Genomic DNA, 18984 nt, shown 5'->3' on the forward strand with positions numbered 1-18984 from the left:
ACGGGAGAGGTGAGTATCTTCTAACACTGGGCGCGATTGTGGCGATACAGGTGCGCAGCAACCGATCTCGACCCCGAGGCAGGCCATGACCAGTGAAACGTCCTTGTCCGAAGAGAAGCTTCTGAGAGCCGGTGTTCAACACTTGCTGGAGGACGGCCTTGACATCGTTGTGCGTGGGGTCAACGTCGACGAAGTCGTGCGTCGCTCAGGCGTGAGCCAGAAGACGTTCTACAAGACTTTCGGGCAAAAGACCCAGTTTGTCGAGAGCTTATTGTCATCGTTGACCGTCGCACCCTTGCGCGTCACCCGCGAACTGGGAGAGCTGGTTCAACAGCAGCTGGTCGAATCAGGAGGCGATCCACGCGAGACGATCCGCAATGTCTGTGCGTGGGATTTCGAGCAGGTGCGTGGCGACCCTTCGACCCTTCTTCAACTGGCGATCATCGTTCTCGGTCGTGACCACGACGGTGCGATGAAGAAGCTTCGGCAAGCGTATGCCAGCTACGATGAAGCCGGAAAGAATGCTTACGAGGCGATTCTTGCCCGCTGGGGTGCGTCGATGCGCTCGCCGTTCACGCCGGAGAGTCTGGCGGTCGTCTTGTCGGCACTCGTCGAAGGTCTGGTGCTGCGCCACCTCGCCGATCCGGACGCGGTGTCGGGCGAACTGTTCGGCGATGCCGTGCTTGCTATGGTGGGGTCGATTGTCGACACCGGCCAAGGACACGAGCGAATCGACGACGTCATCGCCCCGCTGGCACGAGACGTCAAGGTGATGTACGAGGCAGCGCAAGTGGACGCGCTTCCCGACAACCCACGAGAAGCAGTCCTCGACGCCGCGCGTTCGGAATTCGGGAGTCGCGGCTACTTCTCCACTACACTCACGCACATCTCGATGGCGGCGAAGATGCCGCTGCGTGCACTGAAACAGCTCTTCCCCAGTAAGGCGCTGATCGTTGTGGAGGCCTTGCGTCCTGATGTCGAACGGCTTCGGCGTGACACCGCGGACGATCGCACCTTGGGCTACTCGACGACGATAGCCGTGACGAGGTTCCTCCGTCGTCTGGCTGCCATCACCGCGGCGAACCAGGAGTACATCGACGCGCTGCTGGCGATCGTCGCTCACGAAACTGCCACGGCGTCCGACGTGGCGGCAAGGGTGAAGGCCGACGTCAACATTCCGGCGATCTTGGTTCCAACTTTGCGCGCTGGACAGGAGTCGGGTGAGCTGGCTGCGCTCATGAGCGCAGAGGACGCCGCCGCCATGGTGGTCAACAGTCTGTTCCTCCGTTGCTTCACGCGCAGGACCGAGAACATCGACCAGCAAGTGCGCGCGGTCATGGTGATGCTGTTTCAGGGCTTGCTCGCTCGCACGCCGGACGGGCCGCCGGAGCCTTCAGCGAGGGCCTGATCGATACGGCGGTCGGCTTCGTCGGCACCCACGGTCATGGCGTACAGCCAATCACGAGGGCCATCGTCAATATTCGGACAAAAGAGGACACAGCACCGGCCGTGTCTCCAGTGACGCTCGCCCCGAGCCGGGTTAACGTTCCCCTCCGTCACACCGGGGCGGCTTTGGGCGTATTTCCGTGCGCGACCGGCGTTTCCCGCGGGTGGCCTGTTACGGGAGTGACCAGGAGACCGCCGGCGCTCGACGACCTTCACGTCCTGCGGGCCCGGATCGAGGCGGTCGAGGCTGGCTGGCGGGAGCGGCTTCGGGGCTGGCCCATCTGGCCTTCCTGGTCGAATTCGTCCGCGTGCGGGCCCGGCGGTGCGGATGTTCGTGTGCAGCCGTTCGCCGCCGCAGCCGGTGAGCTCGCCGAGGTGCGCGATCCCGGCAAGGCGGAGGTGTAGAAGCGGACGGTCTCCGGCGAGGTGATCCGGCCGAGACCGGTCGCGCCGCCCGGCGAGGTGCCGCAGGAACGACGCGAGCGCCTCGGCCATCGGCACGCCGGATGCCTTCGTCACCACCGCCCCTATCCGAAACGACGGAGAGGTGCCGGTCGGCATCCATCGGAGTAGCAGAAAGACGCGCGCATGCGACTGACCACACATGGACTTAGGAAAAGGCCCGCCGCAGAAACGGCTGACGACCGCGATGTTGGCCGCAAGTGGAACGCTGATGATGGTCGGGTTGGTCACAGCGATCGACTGGCCCACCGTCGGAAGGTGGGCGAAGCCGCACGCGGTACCACTGGTGTTTTTCACTGTCGCCGCGATGGTCGGGACCGCCGGGATCTTGCTGCGCCGCCGCCTGCGGCCACGTACTGCCGGGACACCGCCGTTGAGTTGGTGGGTGGTCGTGGCGGCCGCCGTCGTTGTGGGGCTGACCGCGTGGGGTGCGACCAGTTGGCTGCTCACCGAGGCTGGCACTGCGAAGGACAAAGGTGCCGCGCGCGTCGAGGCGATCAAGACAGGGCTGGGAATTGGGGCTGGCACGACTGGGATCTTCGCGTTGCTCCTGGCCGTGCGGCGGCAGTGGCACGGCGAGGTCGACGCGGCCGAGAAGAACACCACTGAGCTCTACACGAAGGCCGCCGACCAGCTTGGCTCCGACAAGGCCCCAGTCCGTCTGGCGGGGCTGTATGCGCTGGAACGGCTCGCCCAGGGAAACCCCCGCCAGCGGCAAAGCATCGTCAATGTCATCTGCTCCTACCTGCGGATGCCTTACCAACTACCCGACGCCGAGATGTCCGACGACGCCCCTGACATGATCCGCGCCGAACAGCGAGATCGAGTGCAAGAACGCGAAGTCCGGCTCGCCGCTCAACGGATCCTCGCTGACCACCTGCACCCTGAACTCACCGAAGTGTTCTGGGAGCGGATCGACCTGGATCTGACCGGCGCACACCTGATCAACTTCGACCTGACCGAGTGCCGCGCACACGTCGCCGGGTTCGTCGGCGCGACCTTCACTGGCGACGCCTGGTTCATTGATGCGACCTTCGCTGGGAGCGCCCGATTCGGCGATGCCACCTTCACTGGCGGCGCCGGGTTCACCCGTGCGACCTTTATGGGGAACGCGAGGTTCGCAGGCACAACCTTCGCCGGAAGCGCCAGGTTCGAGAACGCGATCTTTTCTGGCAAGGTGCGGTTCGGCGGTGCGACCTTCAAAGGCAGTGCGACGTTCACGGGTGCGAGCTTCATCGGGGACGTCCAGTTCGAGTACGCGACCTTTACCGGCAAGGCCAGGTTCGGGGACGTAACACTCGACGGCGAGCCGTTTGTACCGGCACAGCTTGAGGCCGCTTCGGCAGCCGGAACTCCGGGCTCGCGCGAAACGCCACCCACCACTGAAGCCGGCAGCATCAAGCAGGTGCGCGAGTTCTAGCAGGTGGAGGCCTCGTGCGGCGCCACGGTGGTCTGGGTCGGACTTGGCGGCTGGCCTCGCCGTGGCGATCGATCACGCGTGCCTACGTAGCTGGGAGCGGAAGCTGCTCCGGTGAATGTCACCCCGCTGGCTCCGGCAGGTCTGGGTGCTTGTTAGCGTCGGGTCGCCGTATATCTCGCGATCCTGCGCGCGCACTACGACGCGTCGTTCACCTGCCACCAATCACCACCTCGTCTGGATGGGAAACGCTCGTCTGGCTAGTGATGCAACACTTGGGTTCGAACAGCGGTGCTACTCGCCTCTGGACCAGGCCGACAGCTGCCGGGTCATCCGCGCGAGTGCGCGGTGCTGCGCTACGCGCACCGCACCAGGACTGGACCCGACTGCATCAGCCGTCTGCTCGGTCGTGAGGCCGACGGGGACCCGGAGGGTGAGGATTTCCCGCTGTTTGTCCGTCAGCGTGTCCAGCAAGGCGAGCAGCCGACCGTACAGTTCTTGATCACGAGTCTCGCCTGCGTCGCCGAGTGACCGCAGCATGACGACCAGGTCCTGATCGAGGAGGCCGTCGACGCTGGTGGCGTCGCGGTCCTTCCTGGTGGGTCGCGGATCGTTGCGGCCGCGGCGCTTGGGCCAGCGGACCCGGTGCTGGGCGATGCCGTAGAGGAAGGCCAGGAATGGGCGTCCCTGATCGGTATACATGGGGAGGGCCTTCAGTGTTTGACGCACCACGTCGCGTGCGGCGGTATCAGCCGCATCGTGCTCGGATGAGCCGGTGCCGAGCTTGGCGCGGCAGTACCGTGTGCCGAAAACCTCCACGACGTGAACGACCCTGTCGAGGGCCGCGCGGTCTCCAGCGATGGCGAGAGGGATCAGAGGTTCGATATCGAAGAAGCCACCCGAGAAGGGCAACGGCCCATCTGCCGGCATGAGCGCAGCTTCGGCGACGACCTGGCTCGAGGTCTCGGGGGACACTCGCTGGCGCAATCGTCGCGCGCCCGCGGTGCCGAGCGACGAGGCCTCGATCAGCGCCGCAACCCGCCGCTCAGTGGCCCGCATGATCTCGGTGGGCTCAGTCATCGTCGAGCTCCCGTTCCTGACGCGATCGATTCAGCCGGCGTTGCCACGCTCCGCGCACGGCGTTCGTGGTCTCCGTGGGAAACCCGCTCGCGCGGAGTGCCTCGGCGATTTCGTCCTGGGTGTAGCCATCGGCGACCAGTTTCGCAATGATCCGTCTTCTGCGATCTGGCAGGCGTGCCAGCGCCCGGCGGGCCTGATCGGCCTGCACGACCGTAGCGGCGGGATCGGTCGGCGGCGCTCCGAGGGGGCCGACCTCCTGCTCGGCGCGGCCTTGCTTCAGTGCGGCGATGCGCTGGGAGTGCCACTGGGTGTAGAGGTTGGGAAACTCGTATATGCATGTTCCGATGAAGTAGGTGCTCAAGCTCGCACCACGCGATGCCGACCAGCCACCGCCTTTTAGAGCCCGCCGCCTGAACGTGGCCAGCGCCTTGGTCACCACGAGCGCCGAGAGGTCGGCCCGGTCCTGGTTGGTCCAGTCGTGCGGAGGCTCCGGGAGCCCGAATTTTTCCCACGTCGTGCGCCGAAGATGCGGGCACATTCGCCGAAGATCCGATGGGTACGCATCCAGACCACCATCACCGCAATCCCGTACTTCGCCAGTTCGTTGGCGAACAGGTCCCAGCCGACGCCCTCGAAGTCCGCCTTCGCGAGCTCGTTGCGCAGATCCAGGTCGCGTCGGCGTCGTTCGGCTGAGTTGGCCGCCCGCCGCTCGGCCTCGTCACGCGCGTCGGCACGCAACCCGAGGTCCCCGGGCCCGGGTGGCGGTGGAGGCGGCGGCATGGCAGACATATGCGTTGTAGTCGCGGTTACCGTTGTCGCGTTGCACCTCGAGGTACTCGCCGGTCGATACCAGCAGTGGTCCCGCGGTGCTCGGACACGAACCGCACCCTTCCCGGATCGGTGACGAGCAACGACTCCCGCTTGTATATGACTCTGTCGAGGTGAGCGCACGCGTCACGGAGAGGTTTCTCGGCCGGGCCGCCGCCGCAGGTCACTCGAGGGATCCGGCCAGGTCAGAAGCCATGTCTGGTCCGGCGAAGTGCGAGAACATCTCGACCCGGAGGCGTGCGCAGGCTGATGCCCGGTCATAGAGAAGGCTGTCGACCAGTATCACGTGGCATGTCCGGCCGGGGAGTCTGCGGCCCGGCGAAGGGAGGCGGTGATGACCGGGATGACGACCATCATCGTCGTGGCGACGAGCCTGTTCAGCTTCCTCAGCTTGCTGGCAGTCCTCGTGTTCCTCTGGAAGGTCTACAAACACGGTGGCCGCGGCGACCTCACCGCCGCGGCCCAGGCGCTCCGCGACGTACGCCGCCCGCGGTCTCTGGCCCGGCCCGACCGACCAGGTGTTCCTCGCCAAACCTCCGCGCCACGTCACGGGCGTGGGGGATTACACAAGCGCGAATGATGGTCACGGGTTGCGGCGACGACCAACACCGCCGCCCGGCTGAACGACTGGGCCGCCGGGGCGGGGGAGCGGCCTGGCCCGGCGCCGGTCTCGGGCTGGCTGATCCCGATGCCCCCATGCCGAATTGTTCGATCTTCGAGATGTCTCACGACCACCGGACGCCGACGGCGCACGCTGCTGGGCGACCTGACGCGCTTTCCGAGGCCGTCTCCGGAAGGTCGTGGCGAAAGTTCCCCTTGACCAATAGGTAGTTACAGGCACAACCTGTCCTTACAGGTACTACTAGTAAGTTACCTTTAGGAGTAGCCATGAAGGTGGGCGGCAGGGACTTCGGTCAGAGCAAGCGGGACGTCGAGCAGGCTATGAGCGGTGAAGAGCCGGAGCAGATCAGGAAGCACCTCGTCGAGGTGAACGGCACGGTCTACCCGCCGAAACAGGTCCTCGCCCACGTGACCGGCTGGGACCGGCAGACCTTCACGACCATGGAGGCCCAGCGAGTACTCACCAAGCTCGGCTTCGTATGCCGAGAGGCCGGTACGCAGCCGGACGGAAACCTCGCGTGGGGACACGCCCCGGGGGAGCAACACAAGGGGGCGCCGGGCGAAGTCGACCGGATCGCCGCTCTGGAGGCGGCGCTCGTGACGGCGCAGGCTGCTATTGCCGGCCTCGATGCGAGGGTCCGCTCGCTGGAGGATCGGAGTTGAGCCCGGGCCCGGCCATACCGGAGGCCGCGAATCGACAGCGGCTCACGGCATCGAGTAACACTGCCGGCAGGTGACGCGACCACCTACGAGGCATCGGATTGGGGACGTCGAGATGGTGAAGAAGCCGAGATGGCGGCCGCCGCAAGGAGTCGACAACGACGCCGTACGGCGGCTACTAGCTGCATACAATGAGGCGCCACCACCGGGTACGCCAGAGGAAGCGGTGACGGCTCGGTGTGCGCACATTGCGGAGCAGTTGCGCGTGATGCTGGGAGACCGTGGCGCGCGCAAGGCGCTAAAGCACGCGAAGACATTGGCCAAGCACCACGGCAGTGTCAGAGGCAACATTCCCGTGTCGACGGAGATGGTGCGCCAGCAGGTACGTCCGGCGACGACTGTCCGTTCAGTCATCACGAGCAATGTCGAGCGCGGCAAGCACCGTTGACGAGGCCATCAGCGAGCGGCGCGCGAGGAAAGCAGACCGGCTAGCGCGTCTTCGAGATCGCTCAGGCGGCTCAGCACGAGCGTCCCGCTCCGGGTGACTGCGGGCGACTTCGCCAGTTGGGCGGCGACGTACTTGTCCGTCATCACCACGTCGCAGTACGGGATCGCGGCCGATACGGCGTCGGCGTCGCGTATGTCGTTGCCAGTCCACTTCTTATACGAGTTACGGAAGCCCTTGTCGGAAAGCGTGATGGTGACCGCGGCGCTCGGGATGTCATCCAGCAGCGCGCACACCCAGTCCTTTCCCTTGGCGAAGAAGCCCTCGGCATCTAGGCCGTACGGCCGGATGGCGGCGGGGAGCTGATCCCCCAGCTCCCAGTAGAGGTAGCGTGCGTGCACGATGTCGCCCAACCGGTCGCGATCCGCCCGCCCGTCCGCCAGCATCGCCGCGAACTCGACCTCTCGACCGGCCCGGGCAGCGTCAACCTTGGCGAGATCTTCCGGCCGGTGGCCGACCGCGTCCAGATCAGAACAATCTTCCGGCGCGGGGCCTCGCAGCACCAGGTACTCGCCGATCACCCGACCGGCGGTCTCGATCTCGCGCACCACTCCGGCCGGCAGCCCCAGTGCCCCGCCGCCCTTCCGCCGAAGCACCAAGGCCTTCTGCCTGGCAACGCCGAATGGGTTGCCAAGGCCGAACACCTGGACCGGCGTGGGCGGTGGGCCACCGAGCCGGTCGGCGAGTGCGGTCCGGAGCTGGTGATCGATCAGGACCGACTGTGCGGCGATGGACACGAAGCCGGAGATCTCGGCGATGACATCGGCCAGGTCGGTGCGCTGCCGCAGCGAGGAGATCCGGCCCACCTCGAGGTAGGTCGCGACGGTGAGCGGCACGAGCACCTCGCCGGACGCAGTGGCCGAACGCAGGGCGTCGTACACACGGGCGTCCTCGGGGCGCTGCGGCCGGCCTAGTCTCGCCTTGGCCAGGGAAACCCAGTCCTTCAGGTCGAGGAAGACCTTGAGCCGGTCGGCCGCCCCGGCGCCGAGCCGCGGGTACTGGTCGGTCTCGGCACAGTGGCGGACCGCCAGCCGGACCACATCCGCCGCGATGCCGAACTGCCGCAGGCCGGCCACCAAAGGCGTCGTGGCGGAGTCGGCCGAGGCCACCCGGGTTCCGCCCTGGTTCCCGCTCATCTCATCCTTCGGTTGGTCGTGCACGAAAGCTGCTGCTGGCCGAGCCTAGGCCTCGGCACACTCCCGGTTCATCCGGATTTCGCCGTCGGTCGCCCGGGTGGGTGACGCCAGGCGGTCCCGGGTGCACCGGCGAGCTTGGTCGAGGCCGCGGTCAAGGCACGGTTCCGCTCCCTCCGCGTTCGCAAATGAGGGCGGAATGGTGGGGCCGGCGACTGGACCTGCTGGCCGGGCTGAGCAGGACCCCGTCTCCGTTTGTCGTAGTGTTTCGAGTGTGCGTGGCGCCCGTCAACGGCTGTTGAGGGCCGAGGCGGGAAGGAGCGTGACCAGTCGATGGGCGGCGTTGACCGTAGCGGGGCGGTTGCGTCGGCTGGAGGTGCCCGTGCGGCGGGTGGGCTGACGTTTCAGGCGGAGGTGTTCGCCTGGTGGGCGGCTCACGCGGTGGCGAATTACGAGCCGGGGTTGGGGCTGGATTCGTCGACGCGGATCGAAGCCGTTGGCTGTGAGACGGGGTTCCCGGTCGACGATGTCGGGATAGCCGTCTCCGGTGGCGGATTCATCCTGGTACAGGCCAAGGGAGGCCTGCGCCGGCTCGACTCCCGAGCCGAAGACCTTCGTAACGCCCTTGACCAGCTGGTCAAGGCGATGACCTCCGGACTGCGCACCCCTAGTGGTGTCCGACCCGTCGACCCTTCGCGCGACCGCCTGATGATCGCAACCAACCAGCGCGGCAGCGGAGCGTTCGGCGCGCTCGGGACGGTGTGCGCGCGGCTTCGAGATCATCCACAGCCATTGCCGCTGGATGACGCTGCGAAGACTGTCGAGGAGCGCCAGGCATTCACGACCTTCCGGCATGTGATCGAGTCAGCCTGGGCTGCGACGACCGGGTCAGCGCCGACGGAGAACGAACTCCGGCAGCTACTTCGGGTCCTGGTGGTCCAGCGCCTGGACTTCGACGCGGACGCCGGCGTGCACCGTGTGCGCGGTCAGAGCCTGCTCGAGCGTGCTCAGGCCGCTAGGTCGTTCTCGCACCTGGTCGGGATCGGTCTCGAGGTCGCTCGGGAGCGTTCGTGGCGGCAGCGGCAAGCACTTGCGGCTGCACTTGGCGTGCCGGCCGATGCGGGCAAGAGCCGCGCCGTGGACGCGTGGCAGCACGCCGTGCGCAAGGGCCGCGGCCGGCGGGTGGCCCGCTTGACGCCGCTTGTGAACCCAGCGCGCCGGGACGCGGTGCTGGCCTGGATGACTGCGCTGGACGACCCGATCGTCGATGTCCCGGCCGGCACGGTTCGGGTTCTGGTCGCTCGCCTCGGCGCCGGAAAGTCCGAACAGGCCGCTCGGTGGTGGGAGCAAGGTCTGCAGGCCGCCGCCAACGACCCGGACATTGACATTCCGCTGTACTTCGAGCCTCGCCACATCGCGACAAGCCTGGAACAGGCCGTCGTCGCCGAACTCGGGGGAGAGCCGACCAACTGCCGGGTGGTTCTCGACGACCTCGACAGCCTGCCAGCCCACGAAGCGGATCACCTGCTGGCCGAGGCGCGCGAACTCGTCCAGGTGTGGCCTAACGTCAGCGTGCTGGCCACCGCCCGCCCGGGGATCGCCGTACCGGCGGAGGAGAAGATCGACATCGCTCCCTGGCCGGTCGGGCGTGGAGCGGATCTCGCGGAAGTGGCGATCGGCGATCACATTCCCCCGCATCTGTGGACCACCGAGACCGCGGACCTGCTGACGAGTCCGCTCACCGCGCTGGCCCTCGCAGCTCGCATTGATACTGGCCGTGACACGAACGTGTCACGCGCTCAGCTGCTGTCTGGCCTCGCCCCGATGGTGATCCAGTCACATCACCTTGATGTGTCCGACGAAACCTGGCAAGACTTGGCGCGGCTCGCCGTCGCGCTCCTCGAACAGCCGCAGACGGCGACCGCTGCCTTGTTCGAACCGCTGCCGCGCCTGCGTCGCCTCGTCGCCACCGATCTTGTCGTCATGGACAACCGCACGCTCGCGTTCGCCCTTCCCGTCCTCGAGCAGTACTTCGGAGCCGAGGCAATCAGGTCAGAACTGGTGAGTCTCGAGGCGGTAGCCGCGGCTGGGTCCTTCCCGCGTTGGCGGTATGCGCTCGCCTTTGCCATCTCGAGCGCCGCCGCCCCGGAACAAGAGGCACTACTGATCAAACTGGCGCGGATCAACCCCGCCGCGGCGTTCTGGGTCCTCGACGAGATCGCCGAGACCGAAGCACCCGAGACACTGGATGGTCCCTCCGACGAGGTGATCGCAGCGTTGATCCGGCGCCGCGACGCCAGCGGCGCCGCGACCGACCCCGACCTGGCGATCCGCGCGGGCGTGTGGCTCCGGGAGGCGGAACAGGCGCTGCTGACCGGGCTCGGGCCACTCGCCGAGTCGTTGGTTCGCCACCGCGATGGGAAGCTGGTCCAGTGGGGCGTCTGGCTGCAGAGCGGCTACCTCACCCTTGCTCGCGCACGAGACGCCGTCCCGCCGCCGGCCGTCGTCAAGCTGGCCGAGATCCACCCGAGCCTCGCACATTGGCACCGCTGGAAGGAGATTCAGCTTCCCACCACGGACTTCGGGCGCTGGCTCCTTGCTCAAGAAGAGCTGCAAGAGCAGTTGCAGGCCGCGATCCGGCGACGGACCCTGCCGGTACCGCGCACGTCATGGCTGGCGCGTGAACGCACCTACTTTCTGGCGTCCTTTGTTCAGGACTCAGTCTCCTTGCGACCTCGTCGCCCCATCCACCTCGCCGAGCTCCGCGACACTGTCGCCGACCGGATGGAAACAGTGAACACATCCGTGCGGGCGACATGGCAGGGACCTGGCGGCCCCCTCGACTCCGACGACATCCGCTGGCTATCCGCCCAACTCACCCTGGAAGACGGCGACACCCTTCAGCCGCCGTGGCCCGCCGGCGATCAACCCCACACCGGCAGGTGGGCATGGCAGGAATACTCACCTGAGCTGACCCTGACCATGGCCACGGCCATCGTGCGCGAAGCCCTGGTCGGTTACCGCCAGCTCGTTGAGCTCAACTTTCCCGCCTTCGGCAACGCGATGGGCCTCTACAGCATGCTGCCCCTGCGCGTCGAAGGACTCGTCGGCAGGTTCGCCGACGACAGCGCCATCAGCGTCGAGATGCTTCTCATGCTCCATCCCGACCCGAAGCAACATGACCCCGACACTCCCGCCGTCGACTTGCGCATCGTCACCGACGACCATGACCGAACCTTCTGGGATTTCGGCCAAAACTACCGGCGCTCTCCTCGAACCACGTTCGGCCAGCATCCCCTTCAAGACGTTCAGCTGCCACTGCACGTTACTTCTCCGGCAACGAGCCTGGCATATAGATGGCTGGCTGAAGATCTTGCTGCGATCGGTTGGCTCAAAAACAGCCACCGATTCGTCGACTAATATCCCCGGCAAGAATGACCCGGCATCCGGCGGAGCTCGCGATCGTGGCGGCCGACGTCCGGGCGGCGGGAGTGCCCGTCTCGACATCGTCGCCGACGCTCTCGATCCCGCTGCCGCCGCTGTGGTGGCTGCCGCCGCTGTGGTGGCTGCGGGCGGTGGCGGAGTTCGGTGCGGTGGATGGCGTTCGAACTGATCACGGAACTCCGGGGAAGTAGGCGGTGGCGACTCGCATCGTCTTCGGTGGCGGAAACGCGGCATTGTCCGCACTCATCGGTCCGACCTGCACCGTCCACGTGGGGCTCGACCTGTTCACCGCGGATCCCGTCGACTGTTGGTGGATCAGGACGTACTCGGACTCGCCATGATCGCAGTAGTAGGCGCCGACGTAGTCGTCGGCCCGCCCGCTCCAAGCGCCGCCGTTTCGCAGCCGGCAACGGGCGCCGTCAGCGAGGACAAGACCCCACGGCTCCGGATCCCCTTGGAGCGGGGCGACCTGCCCGATGGCTACATCCGACGTCGCGGGCAAGAGCTGCTTGTCCCAGGGATTCGTTCCACACAGAAGGTTTCTGCGGTCGGGCTTGATCCAGCAGACGTCGGCTCCCGCCGCGCTCGGCGAACAGGACACCATGCTCCTGCTCGTACTGGCCGGCGACGCGCTGCACATCTCCACCGGGTTGTCGCTGGCATCGACCGTGAACCCCGGGGCCGGATCGCCGGCCTTGCTTACTCCTGTGATGGTCACGACCCTCGTGGCCGGCGGTTGGGCGAGCGCGGCGAGCGCGCCTTTGATCGTCTCGGTCACCTGGTTCAGTGCGCTCTGGTCGACGGGGAGGTGACGTGTGGCGCGGTTCGTGGGTCGGGTGCGAGGCGTTGGAGGCGTCGGCCCCAGCGGGCGTCGGCGGGGTTGGGGTGCGGGCCGGCGTCGACGAGTTGGTAGCCGTAGGGCGGGCGTCCGCCGAGGTAGCGGCCTTGCTGGGTGGCCTGGTTGTGCATCGCGGCCAGGACGCGGTGGCGGGAGCGGAGGACCTCGCGTTGTGACTGGGTGGCCAGCAGCGACAGCAGCGTCCGATGATCGCGGTTGCCGAGGTCGACCGGGCCTCCCGTTTCGGGGAGCCAGAGCTGGATGCCGTGCCGGGTGCACCAGGTGTGCAGGGTGGAGAACTGGGCGCCGGTGAAGGCGCGTTCGTACTCGCCGACCACGATCGCATCGATCGCGGACTCCGGACTCGCGGTCTCAGTCATAAGCCGGGCGGCCTGAGGTCGCTGTGCCCATGGGACGCGGCGTGAGGTGCCGGCGTCGAAGTAGGTGGCGACGATCTGGCCGTGACCGGTGATGAGGTTGTCGGCCATGTCGCGCTGCCAGCCCTGTGACGACACGCGGTCTTGATGACGGACGGTCGAGGTGCGGCCGTAGAAGACGAACCGCAACCCGTTGCTGACTTGCGTTGGGGGAGAGGTGCGAGTGGATTTGCCCGTGGTCATCCACTGTGCGAGCAGGTCGGTCGTGCCGGCGGCGGGGTCGGCCGCTTGAGGCGGGGGTGAGTGGGGTGGGGTCACGATGGACGGATGTCGCGGCCGCCCGGTCATGACGGCGGCCTTCGAGTCGTTCATCCGATCAGCGCAGTCAGGACCTGCCGACTTCTGTATAACGTCCTATGCAGCGACACTCCGCGTCGTTGTGGTATTTCCGCAACCGGTCCGTCGTCGCTGTCTTGTCGAATATGCAAAGAGCGATGGGTGAACAGTTATACCTCGGTGTAGTCGGACGCGGCATTAATCAACGGGTCGCGAAATGTGATCTCGGGATCCGGTTAGTTTTTGATCGGTTTGAGTCGACCATTTCTCAACGTTGTTCGACGGGTGGGTGGACGATGAACCTGCTGTGAAGCGCGGACGATCGTCGTTTGGCCAGAGTTCGCTGGAGGGCGAGGTTGCCGATCAGGGCTTCGTGGTGCTGCAGGTGACCGTGGTCAAGGCGTCTTTGCCGCTGGTGCCGCGGGTCGGTAGTGCGTCCTTCGTGTCGATGACGTTGGCGTTCGAGTCGACGATGGTGCAGCTGGCGCCGCTCGGCAGGGTCGACTGGACGGTGAGTGTGAGCGAGCCGGCTCGGATCTTCTCGGAGTTGCCGCCGTTAGTGAGGTCGAGCGTGCCGTCGCTGTCGTCGGAGACCCAGGTTGCGCTGACGTTGCCGGTGACGGCGACATGGTAATCAACCGGTGGCGGGTCATTGGGATGGGTGACGAGCAGGATGGTGCCGACGGCGACGACGAGGACGGCCGCTGCGATAGCTGCGTATCGCAGGGCGCGGTTTCGCTGGGGCGCCGCCGCGGTCTGCGGCCGCTGGGCGTCGTTCTTCGTCATGGCAAGTGGCTCCTTCGGTCCTGGCGGGCGTCGCCGTGACGACGTGTGGTGTTACGGAACCCCGGGTCACTGTATGTCTGCAGCTGTGGGGCGTTCGCCTGATCGGCTCAGGACTACGCGGGCATTCCGCGATGGTCGAGGCGATCCGTTGAGTATGAGCGTCGTCTTGATCACCCGAGAGGGTGATCTTCCGGCGGGTTGACAAGTCTCTCGCCGATTCGTTGTCAGACATTTGCATACATGGCGTCGTGACTGTGAACTTCACGTCTATGCTGCCGAGCGGGTTTCGTGCGTGTGGTCATGTCGTGAGCTGTCGTGGCAGCTGCGCTGGGATTTGGATCGTGTGGTGTAGACCTTCGACTCACGTGGTGACCTGCATGGATATGCTGGCTGATCGGACGGCTGTCCGGTGGGGATCGCGACCGTGGGCTGGATCTTTCGGTGGCGACGGCGCAGATGATCGCGCGTGGATTGAGGGGGTCAAGACGGTCCTCTCGCGTGCCATTGACAGCGACACGCCTTGGCAAGTTGATCACGTATGTCTTATTTGCACCTTCTTGCTGAGATCGTTCCGTAACTCGTCGATTCGCCTTCCGGTTGCGACTGCCCTGAACGGCCTATTTCGGATTTTCGCCAGGTTTGGCATCGTGGTCGCGGGTTCGTCGGGGGCCCAGCTCTGTGCTGGTTGCTTTTGACGAGGGGGATCTCGTGCGTTTTTCTGGTGCGCGTTGGCGCGCTCTTTTGCTCTGCGCTGCAGTCGGTGTCGGAACCGTGGTGACGGTCACACCCGCTCACGCTGAAACACCTGTGGTAGTCCCGAATGTGGCTCCGGACGAGGTCACGGCCGCGTCTTATGCGCGTGAGGGTGACAAGCAGGTCGAGGTGGCGTCGGAGACCACCGAGACGTCGCAGACGCTGGCCAATCCGGATGGCTCGTGGACGATGACGCAGTACGTCCACCCGGTCCGGGTGAAGCAGGGCGCGACGTGGGCACCGGTCGACACGACCCTGGTGCGGCGGGCGGACGGCTCGGTCGGGCCGAAGGCGATCACCGTCGACGTCAAGCTCAACCCCGGCGGCGCCGGTTCGGCGTCGCAGCCCATCGTGCAAGCGGGTCAGGACGACAAGGAAGTCGGTCTGAAGTGGACCGCCGACCTGCCGGCACCGGCGCTGAACGGTGACACGGCCGTCTACTCCGAAGTGCTGCCCGGTGTCGATCTGACCGTGAAGGCGGTCGCCGAGGGGTTCACGGAGAATCTGGTCATCAAGACGCCGGAGGCGGCGAAGAACCCGAAGCTGCAGCAGATCCCGTTCGGGCTCCACACCCGCAACACCACCGTCTCGGTCGCGGAAGGCGGAGGCCGTGGCACTCCGGCCCAGGCCGGCCCGACCGACGGGCTTGAGGTCAAGGACACGTCCGGGCAGGTGGTCTTCTCCGGTGACGCGTCGCGGATGTGGGACTCCACCGGTGACGGTTCGCAGGCCGAGCAGCAGCTCGGTGAGGGTGGCGGCCGGCGTGAGGCGATGATGGACGTCGCTCTCACGCCGAGCACGGTGACGATCACCCCGGACCAGGCGTTCCTGAGTGACCCGGCGACCCGGTACCCGGTGTCGCTGGACCCGGACAGCTGGTGCGACTCGTGCGGGATCCAGTCACATGTGGTGGTCCAGTCCGGCTTTCCGGGTGCGCACAACTGGAACGCGTCGACCGGGGACTTGTCGAACCTCAAGGCCGGGTACGAGAACTACGACAGTGCGGGGACGTCGCGGTCCTACATCCAGATGAACAGTGCGCGACTCGGCGGCACCTTCGTGCACAGCGCAAGCCTGAACACCACGATCCAGCACAGCTACAGCTGTTCGCCGAAGGCGACCGGGTTGTGGCTGTCCAACCCGGCGGACCCCAACACGACGTGGGGTGCGCAGCCAGGCTGGGTGTATCAGGTGTCGACGATGAACGTCGCGAACTGTCATGACGCCGCGGGTGTGGCGGGGCAGTTCGACGCCACTCGGGCGGCGAGGGACGCGGCCGCGAACTACTGGCAGAACACGTGGTTCGCGCTCGCGGCCGCCAACGAAGGCGACGGGATAGCGGCCTGGCGGCGGTTCGACCTGAACCCGTACTTCCAGGTGAACTACGACTCCTACCCGAACCCGCCGGCGAGCTTGTCGATGCAGAACGGCCAGTTGCCGTGCACCTCGGGTCCGAACCGGCCGTGGGTTTACACGAAGACCCCGCAGATCGCGGGCCGGGTTTCCGATCCGGACGGCGGCACCGTCTACGGCAAGTTCGCGGTCGCGTACGGTGCGCTCGGCCACAACGTCTACACCCACGACAACGGAGCGAACCTCGTTCCGGTGGGGACGGCGGGCCCGAACCAGCAGGCGACGGCGCAGCTGGCCGCGGTCCCGACCGGGTGGATCAACGAGGACGGGATCTACAACTGGTCGATGCAGGCCTACGACGGTGAGCTCTGGTCGAACTGGGTCGGCAACTGCGAGTTCACAGTGGACAGCAAGGTCCCGTTGCCGCCGAACGTCGCGATGGCGTCGTCGACGGACCCGAAGGTGCAGGGTGACGCGGCCGACTTCAGCGTGTGGACCTACATGGCCACCGACGGCCTCTACGACATCGACCACTTCATCTACACCACCGACGGTTCCGAGCCGCAACCTCAGGGTTCACCGGTCACGCCGGCGGTGCAGAGTACTGACGCCAACGGCAAGATGGTCGCCACCGCGAGCTTGAAGACGATCGCGGTCAACGGCAATCAGAACCTGGTCAAGGTGAAGTCGGTAAACAAGGCCGGGATGCCCAGCCCGAACGCGATCTGCCTGGTCATCCCGAACTCCAACCCCGCGCTGGACGGCCCGTCCTGCTCCTACCACGTCCAGCCGCTCACCCCGAGCAAGAACCTGGTCGCCGCGTGGAGCGCGGACGAGCCGTCGGGGACATCTCTCGCCGACACCGCCGCCGGCACGCCGGGCAACACGGGACTCGCCGCACACGCGGCGACGCTGTCCGGTGGCGCGACCCGGCAGCCGGGCTACAACCACGGCAACAGCTGGACCCACCCCGACACCAGCGGCTACAGCGAAGGCGTCAAGGGAGCGATCAGTCTCGACGGCACCAGCGGCTACGCCCAGACCGCGGATCGTGTCCTCGACCCGTCGAAATCCTTCACAGTGGCCGCGTGGGCGAAGCTGACCGACACGACCCGTTCGCAGACCGTCATCGCGCAGGACGGCACCCAGGCAAGTCCATTCGTGCTGCAATACAACAAGGACAGCAATGCCTGGGCTCTTCGCGTGACCGCGGCTGATCAGGCAGCACCCAATGAAGTCAAAGTGCTCTCGAGCAGCCCGCCCAAGGCGGGTGCCTGGACACACCTCGTCGCGACCTATGACGCGTCCACCAACGTGGCCACCTTGTACGTCGACGGCGCGAAACAGCAAACGGCCGTAGTGCACCCGTGGGCCGCGACAGGGTCGCTCGTCATTGGAGCCGGGAAGAACGCCGGCGCCCGCGCCGACTACCTCCGTGGCTCGATCGACGACGTCCAAGCCTGGCAACGGACGCTGTCCGCGACGGAAGCACACGACCTGGCGAACACGGCGGCGCCGCTGGCCGCGTACGGCTTGGCCGAGGGCTGTGGACCCGAGATCACTTCGGCGACGTCGCGAGTGCCGTCGTTGCAGTCCGCCTGGTCGCTGGGCGAGACCAGCGGCAACCTGGCCAAGGACGGCACCCAGCACGGCAACGACTTCACCCTGACCGGTGGCCACACCTGGGTGCCCGGACGCAGCGGCGGCGGCCTTCAACTGGACGGGACCACCGGCTACGGCACCACCACTAGGCCCGTGATCGACACCGCCTACTCGTTCACCGTATCCCTGTGGGTCAATCCCGCTGACCTGAACGCGAACTACAGCGTGCTCGCCCAGGCCGGCGCGAACACCTCAGCGTTCGTGCTGCGCTACGACAAGGCACTGAACCGGTGGGCCTTCGGCATGACCCCGTCCGACAGCGCCGGGGCCACGACCAGTTGGGCAGTCGGTACGACCACCCCGCAAACGAGTACCTGGACGTTGCTCACCGGTACGTTCGACCAGTCGGCGATGCGGCTGAGCCTGTTCGTCAACGGACGGCACCAAGCCGACTCTCCGGTGTCGCAGACATGGACAGCGAACGGCGGTCTGTTCCTCGGGGCCGAGCGGGGCGGCCAGAACTTCTTCAAGGGGATCCTCGACCAGGCCCGGGTGTGGGACAGCGTCCTCACCGACGACCAGATCGCCGCGATGCAGCCGTCCGGCTACTACGACTCGATCGGGCAGAGCGAAGGCACGCCCTCAGGTGGCGTCTCACTGGGTATGGAGACCGACACCGGGAGTAGTCCGCTGGCGTGCGCGGCACAGTTCACCGTCAACGGCGGCGAGGTCACGACGACCAAGCCCGCCACCTTGCGGACCGACAAGTCGTTCACGGTCGAGGCCTGGGTCAAACACACCTGGACCACGTCGGACGCGTCCGTCAACGGTCCGGTCGATCCGTCGCCTCGCGCCGTAGTCAGCACCACCGACACCCAGTTCTCGCCACTGCTGCTCGGCTACCGGCCGTGGGCCGACACATCGGGCAAGCAGCACGCCAAGTGGAGCTTCCTGCTGTCGCCGTCCGCGACCGGCAACGACAGCCGGATCGTGCTGAGTGATGCCGACGCCGCGGACAACACCTGGACGCACCTGGTCGCCACCTACGACGTCGCCACCGGCTTCATGGCGCTCTACGTCAACGGGACGAAGCAGAACTTCTACGTCAACACACCCGACGGCGGCGGGGTCGTGGCTCGGGACTCCAGCGGCGGTCTCGTCCTCGGCCACGGCGTGTGGACGGGACAGCGCAGCGACACCTGGTACGGCGGCCTGGCCGGAGTCCGGGTCTACGCGGGTCTACGGGACATGGCCGGCGTCCAGCAGGACCGGGCTCTCGACGACCCCGGCAATCTCTTCGACGTCACTCACTAGCTCAGTTCGGCTTCCGGCGCGCGGCGCCG

General features: G+C 66.5%; 15 protein-coding genes. 8 read left to right on the forward strand and 7 right to left on the reverse strand.

Translation table 11 applies throughout. The annotated features are described in order from the left end of the window. Positions 1-85: 85 nt before the first annotated feature. On the forward strand, positions 86-1408 hold the full coding sequence (locus tag OHS58_RS05710) for a TetR/AcrR family transcriptional regulator (protein WP_328647386.1): 1323 nt from the start codon (positions 86-88) through the stop codon (positions 1406-1408). 642 nt (positions 1409-2050) lie between these two features. Next, entirely contained in the window at positions 2051-3328 is a 1278-nt protein-coding gene (locus OHS58_RS05715; protein WP_328647387.1) for a pentapeptide repeat-containing protein, read from the forward strand. A 291-nt stretch (positions 3329-3619) separates the two neighbouring features. Here the strand turns inward: OHS58_RS05715 and OHS58_RS05720 are convergent, their stop codons facing one another. From OHS58_RS05720 to OHS58_RS05730, 3 genes are all read right to left on the reverse strand, one after another. Next, complete coding sequence (locus OHS58_RS05720; protein ID WP_328647388.1) at positions 3620-4405, reverse strand: sigma factor-like helix-turn-helix DNA-binding protein; 786 nt, start codon at positions 4403-4405, stop codon at positions 3620-3622. Further along, on the reverse strand, positions 4398-4766 hold the full coding sequence (locus tag OHS58_RS05725; RefSeq protein WP_328647389.1) for an RNA polymerase sigma factor: 369 nt from the start codon (positions 4764-4766) through the stop codon (positions 4398-4400). Before OHS58_RS05725 ends, OHS58_RS05720 begins: the two co-directional genes overlap by 8 nt. Before the next feature lie 71 nt (positions 4767-4837). Continuing rightward, positions 4838-5143, reverse strand: a complete 306-nt coding sequence (locus tag OHS58_RS05730) for a hypothetical protein (RefSeq protein ID WP_328647390.1) — start codon at positions 5141-5143, stop codon at positions 4838-4840. 424 nt (positions 5144-5567) lie between these two features. Between OHS58_RS05730 and OHS58_RS05735 the strand changes: the two genes are divergently transcribed. From OHS58_RS05735 to OHS58_RS05745, 3 genes are all read left to right on the forward strand, one after another. Further along, positions 5568-5813: a hypothetical protein gene (locus tag OHS58_RS05735; RefSeq protein ID WP_328647391.1), complete on the forward strand. Its 246-nt coding sequence runs from the start codon at positions 5568-5570 to the stop codon at positions 5811-5813. 308 nt (positions 5814-6121) lie between these two features. Next, a complete protein-coding gene (locus tag OHS58_RS05740; RefSeq protein WP_328647392.1) occupies positions 6122-6517 on the forward strand; it encodes a hypothetical protein in 396 nt (131 codons plus the stop codon). Positions 6518-6629: 112 nt separating this feature from the next. Then, positions 6630-6962, forward strand: coding sequence for a hypothetical protein (locus OHS58_RS05745; RefSeq protein ID WP_328647393.1), 333 nt, complete (start codon positions 6630-6632; stop codon positions 6960-6962). An 8-nt stretch (positions 6963-6970) separates the two neighbouring features. On the opposite strand, the gene OHS58_RS05750 is transcribed toward OHS58_RS05745, so the two are convergent. Then, positions 6971-8179: a hypothetical protein gene (locus OHS58_RS05750; RefSeq protein ID WP_328647394.1), complete on the reverse strand. Its 1209-nt coding sequence runs from the start codon at positions 8177-8179 to the stop codon at positions 6971-6973. A 306-nt stretch (positions 8180-8485) separates the two neighbouring features. On the opposite strand from OHS58_RS05750, the gene OHS58_RS05755 reads away from it, so the two are divergent. Both OHS58_RS05755 and OHS58_RS05760 read left to right on the forward strand, forming a co-directional pair. Further along, a complete protein-coding gene (locus OHS58_RS05755; RefSeq protein WP_328647395.1) occupies positions 8486-11572 on the forward strand; it encodes a hypothetical protein in 3087 nt (1028 codons plus the stop codon). Positions 11573-11586: 14 nt separating this feature from the next. Further along, positions 11587-11787: a hypothetical protein gene (locus OHS58_RS05760; protein WP_328647396.1), complete on the forward strand. Its 201-nt coding sequence runs from the start codon at positions 11587-11589 to the stop codon at positions 11785-11787. On the opposite strand, the gene OHS58_RS05765 is transcribed toward OHS58_RS05760, so the two are convergent. The 3 genes from OHS58_RS05765 to OHS58_RS05775 all read right to left on the reverse strand — a co-directional run bounded on the left by OHS58_RS05765 (position 11766) and on the right by OHS58_RS05775 (position 13933). Further along, on the reverse strand, positions 11766-12374 hold the full coding sequence (locus OHS58_RS05765) for a hypothetical protein (protein ID WP_328647397.1): 609 nt from the start codon (positions 12372-12374) through the stop codon (positions 11766-11768). The genes OHS58_RS05760 and OHS58_RS05765 overlap by 22 nt on opposite strands. Positions 12375-12379: 5 nt before the next feature. Next, a complete protein-coding gene (locus OHS58_RS05770) occupies positions 12380-13183 on the reverse strand; it encodes a recombinase family protein (RefSeq protein WP_328647398.1) in 804 nt (267 codons plus the stop codon). Between the two features lie 327 nt (positions 13184-13510). After that, positions 13511-13933, reverse strand: a complete 423-nt coding sequence (locus OHS58_RS05775) for a hypothetical protein (protein ID WP_328647399.1) — start codon at positions 13931-13933, stop codon at positions 13511-13513. 822 nt (positions 13934-14755) lie between these two features. Here OHS58_RS05775 and OHS58_RS05780 point away from each other — a divergent pair. Further along, positions 14756-18955 (forward strand): LamG domain-containing protein, encoded by a 4200-nt coding sequence (locus OHS58_RS05780; protein WP_328647400.1) that lies wholly within the window; start codon positions 14756-14758, stop codon positions 18953-18955. Positions 18956-18984: the final 29 nt, after the last annotated feature.

The organism is Amycolatopsis sp. NBC_00348 (assembly GCF_036114655.1).
Taxonomy (GTDB): domain Bacteria; phylum Actinomycetota; class Actinomycetes; order Mycobacteriales; family Pseudonocardiaceae; genus Amycolatopsis.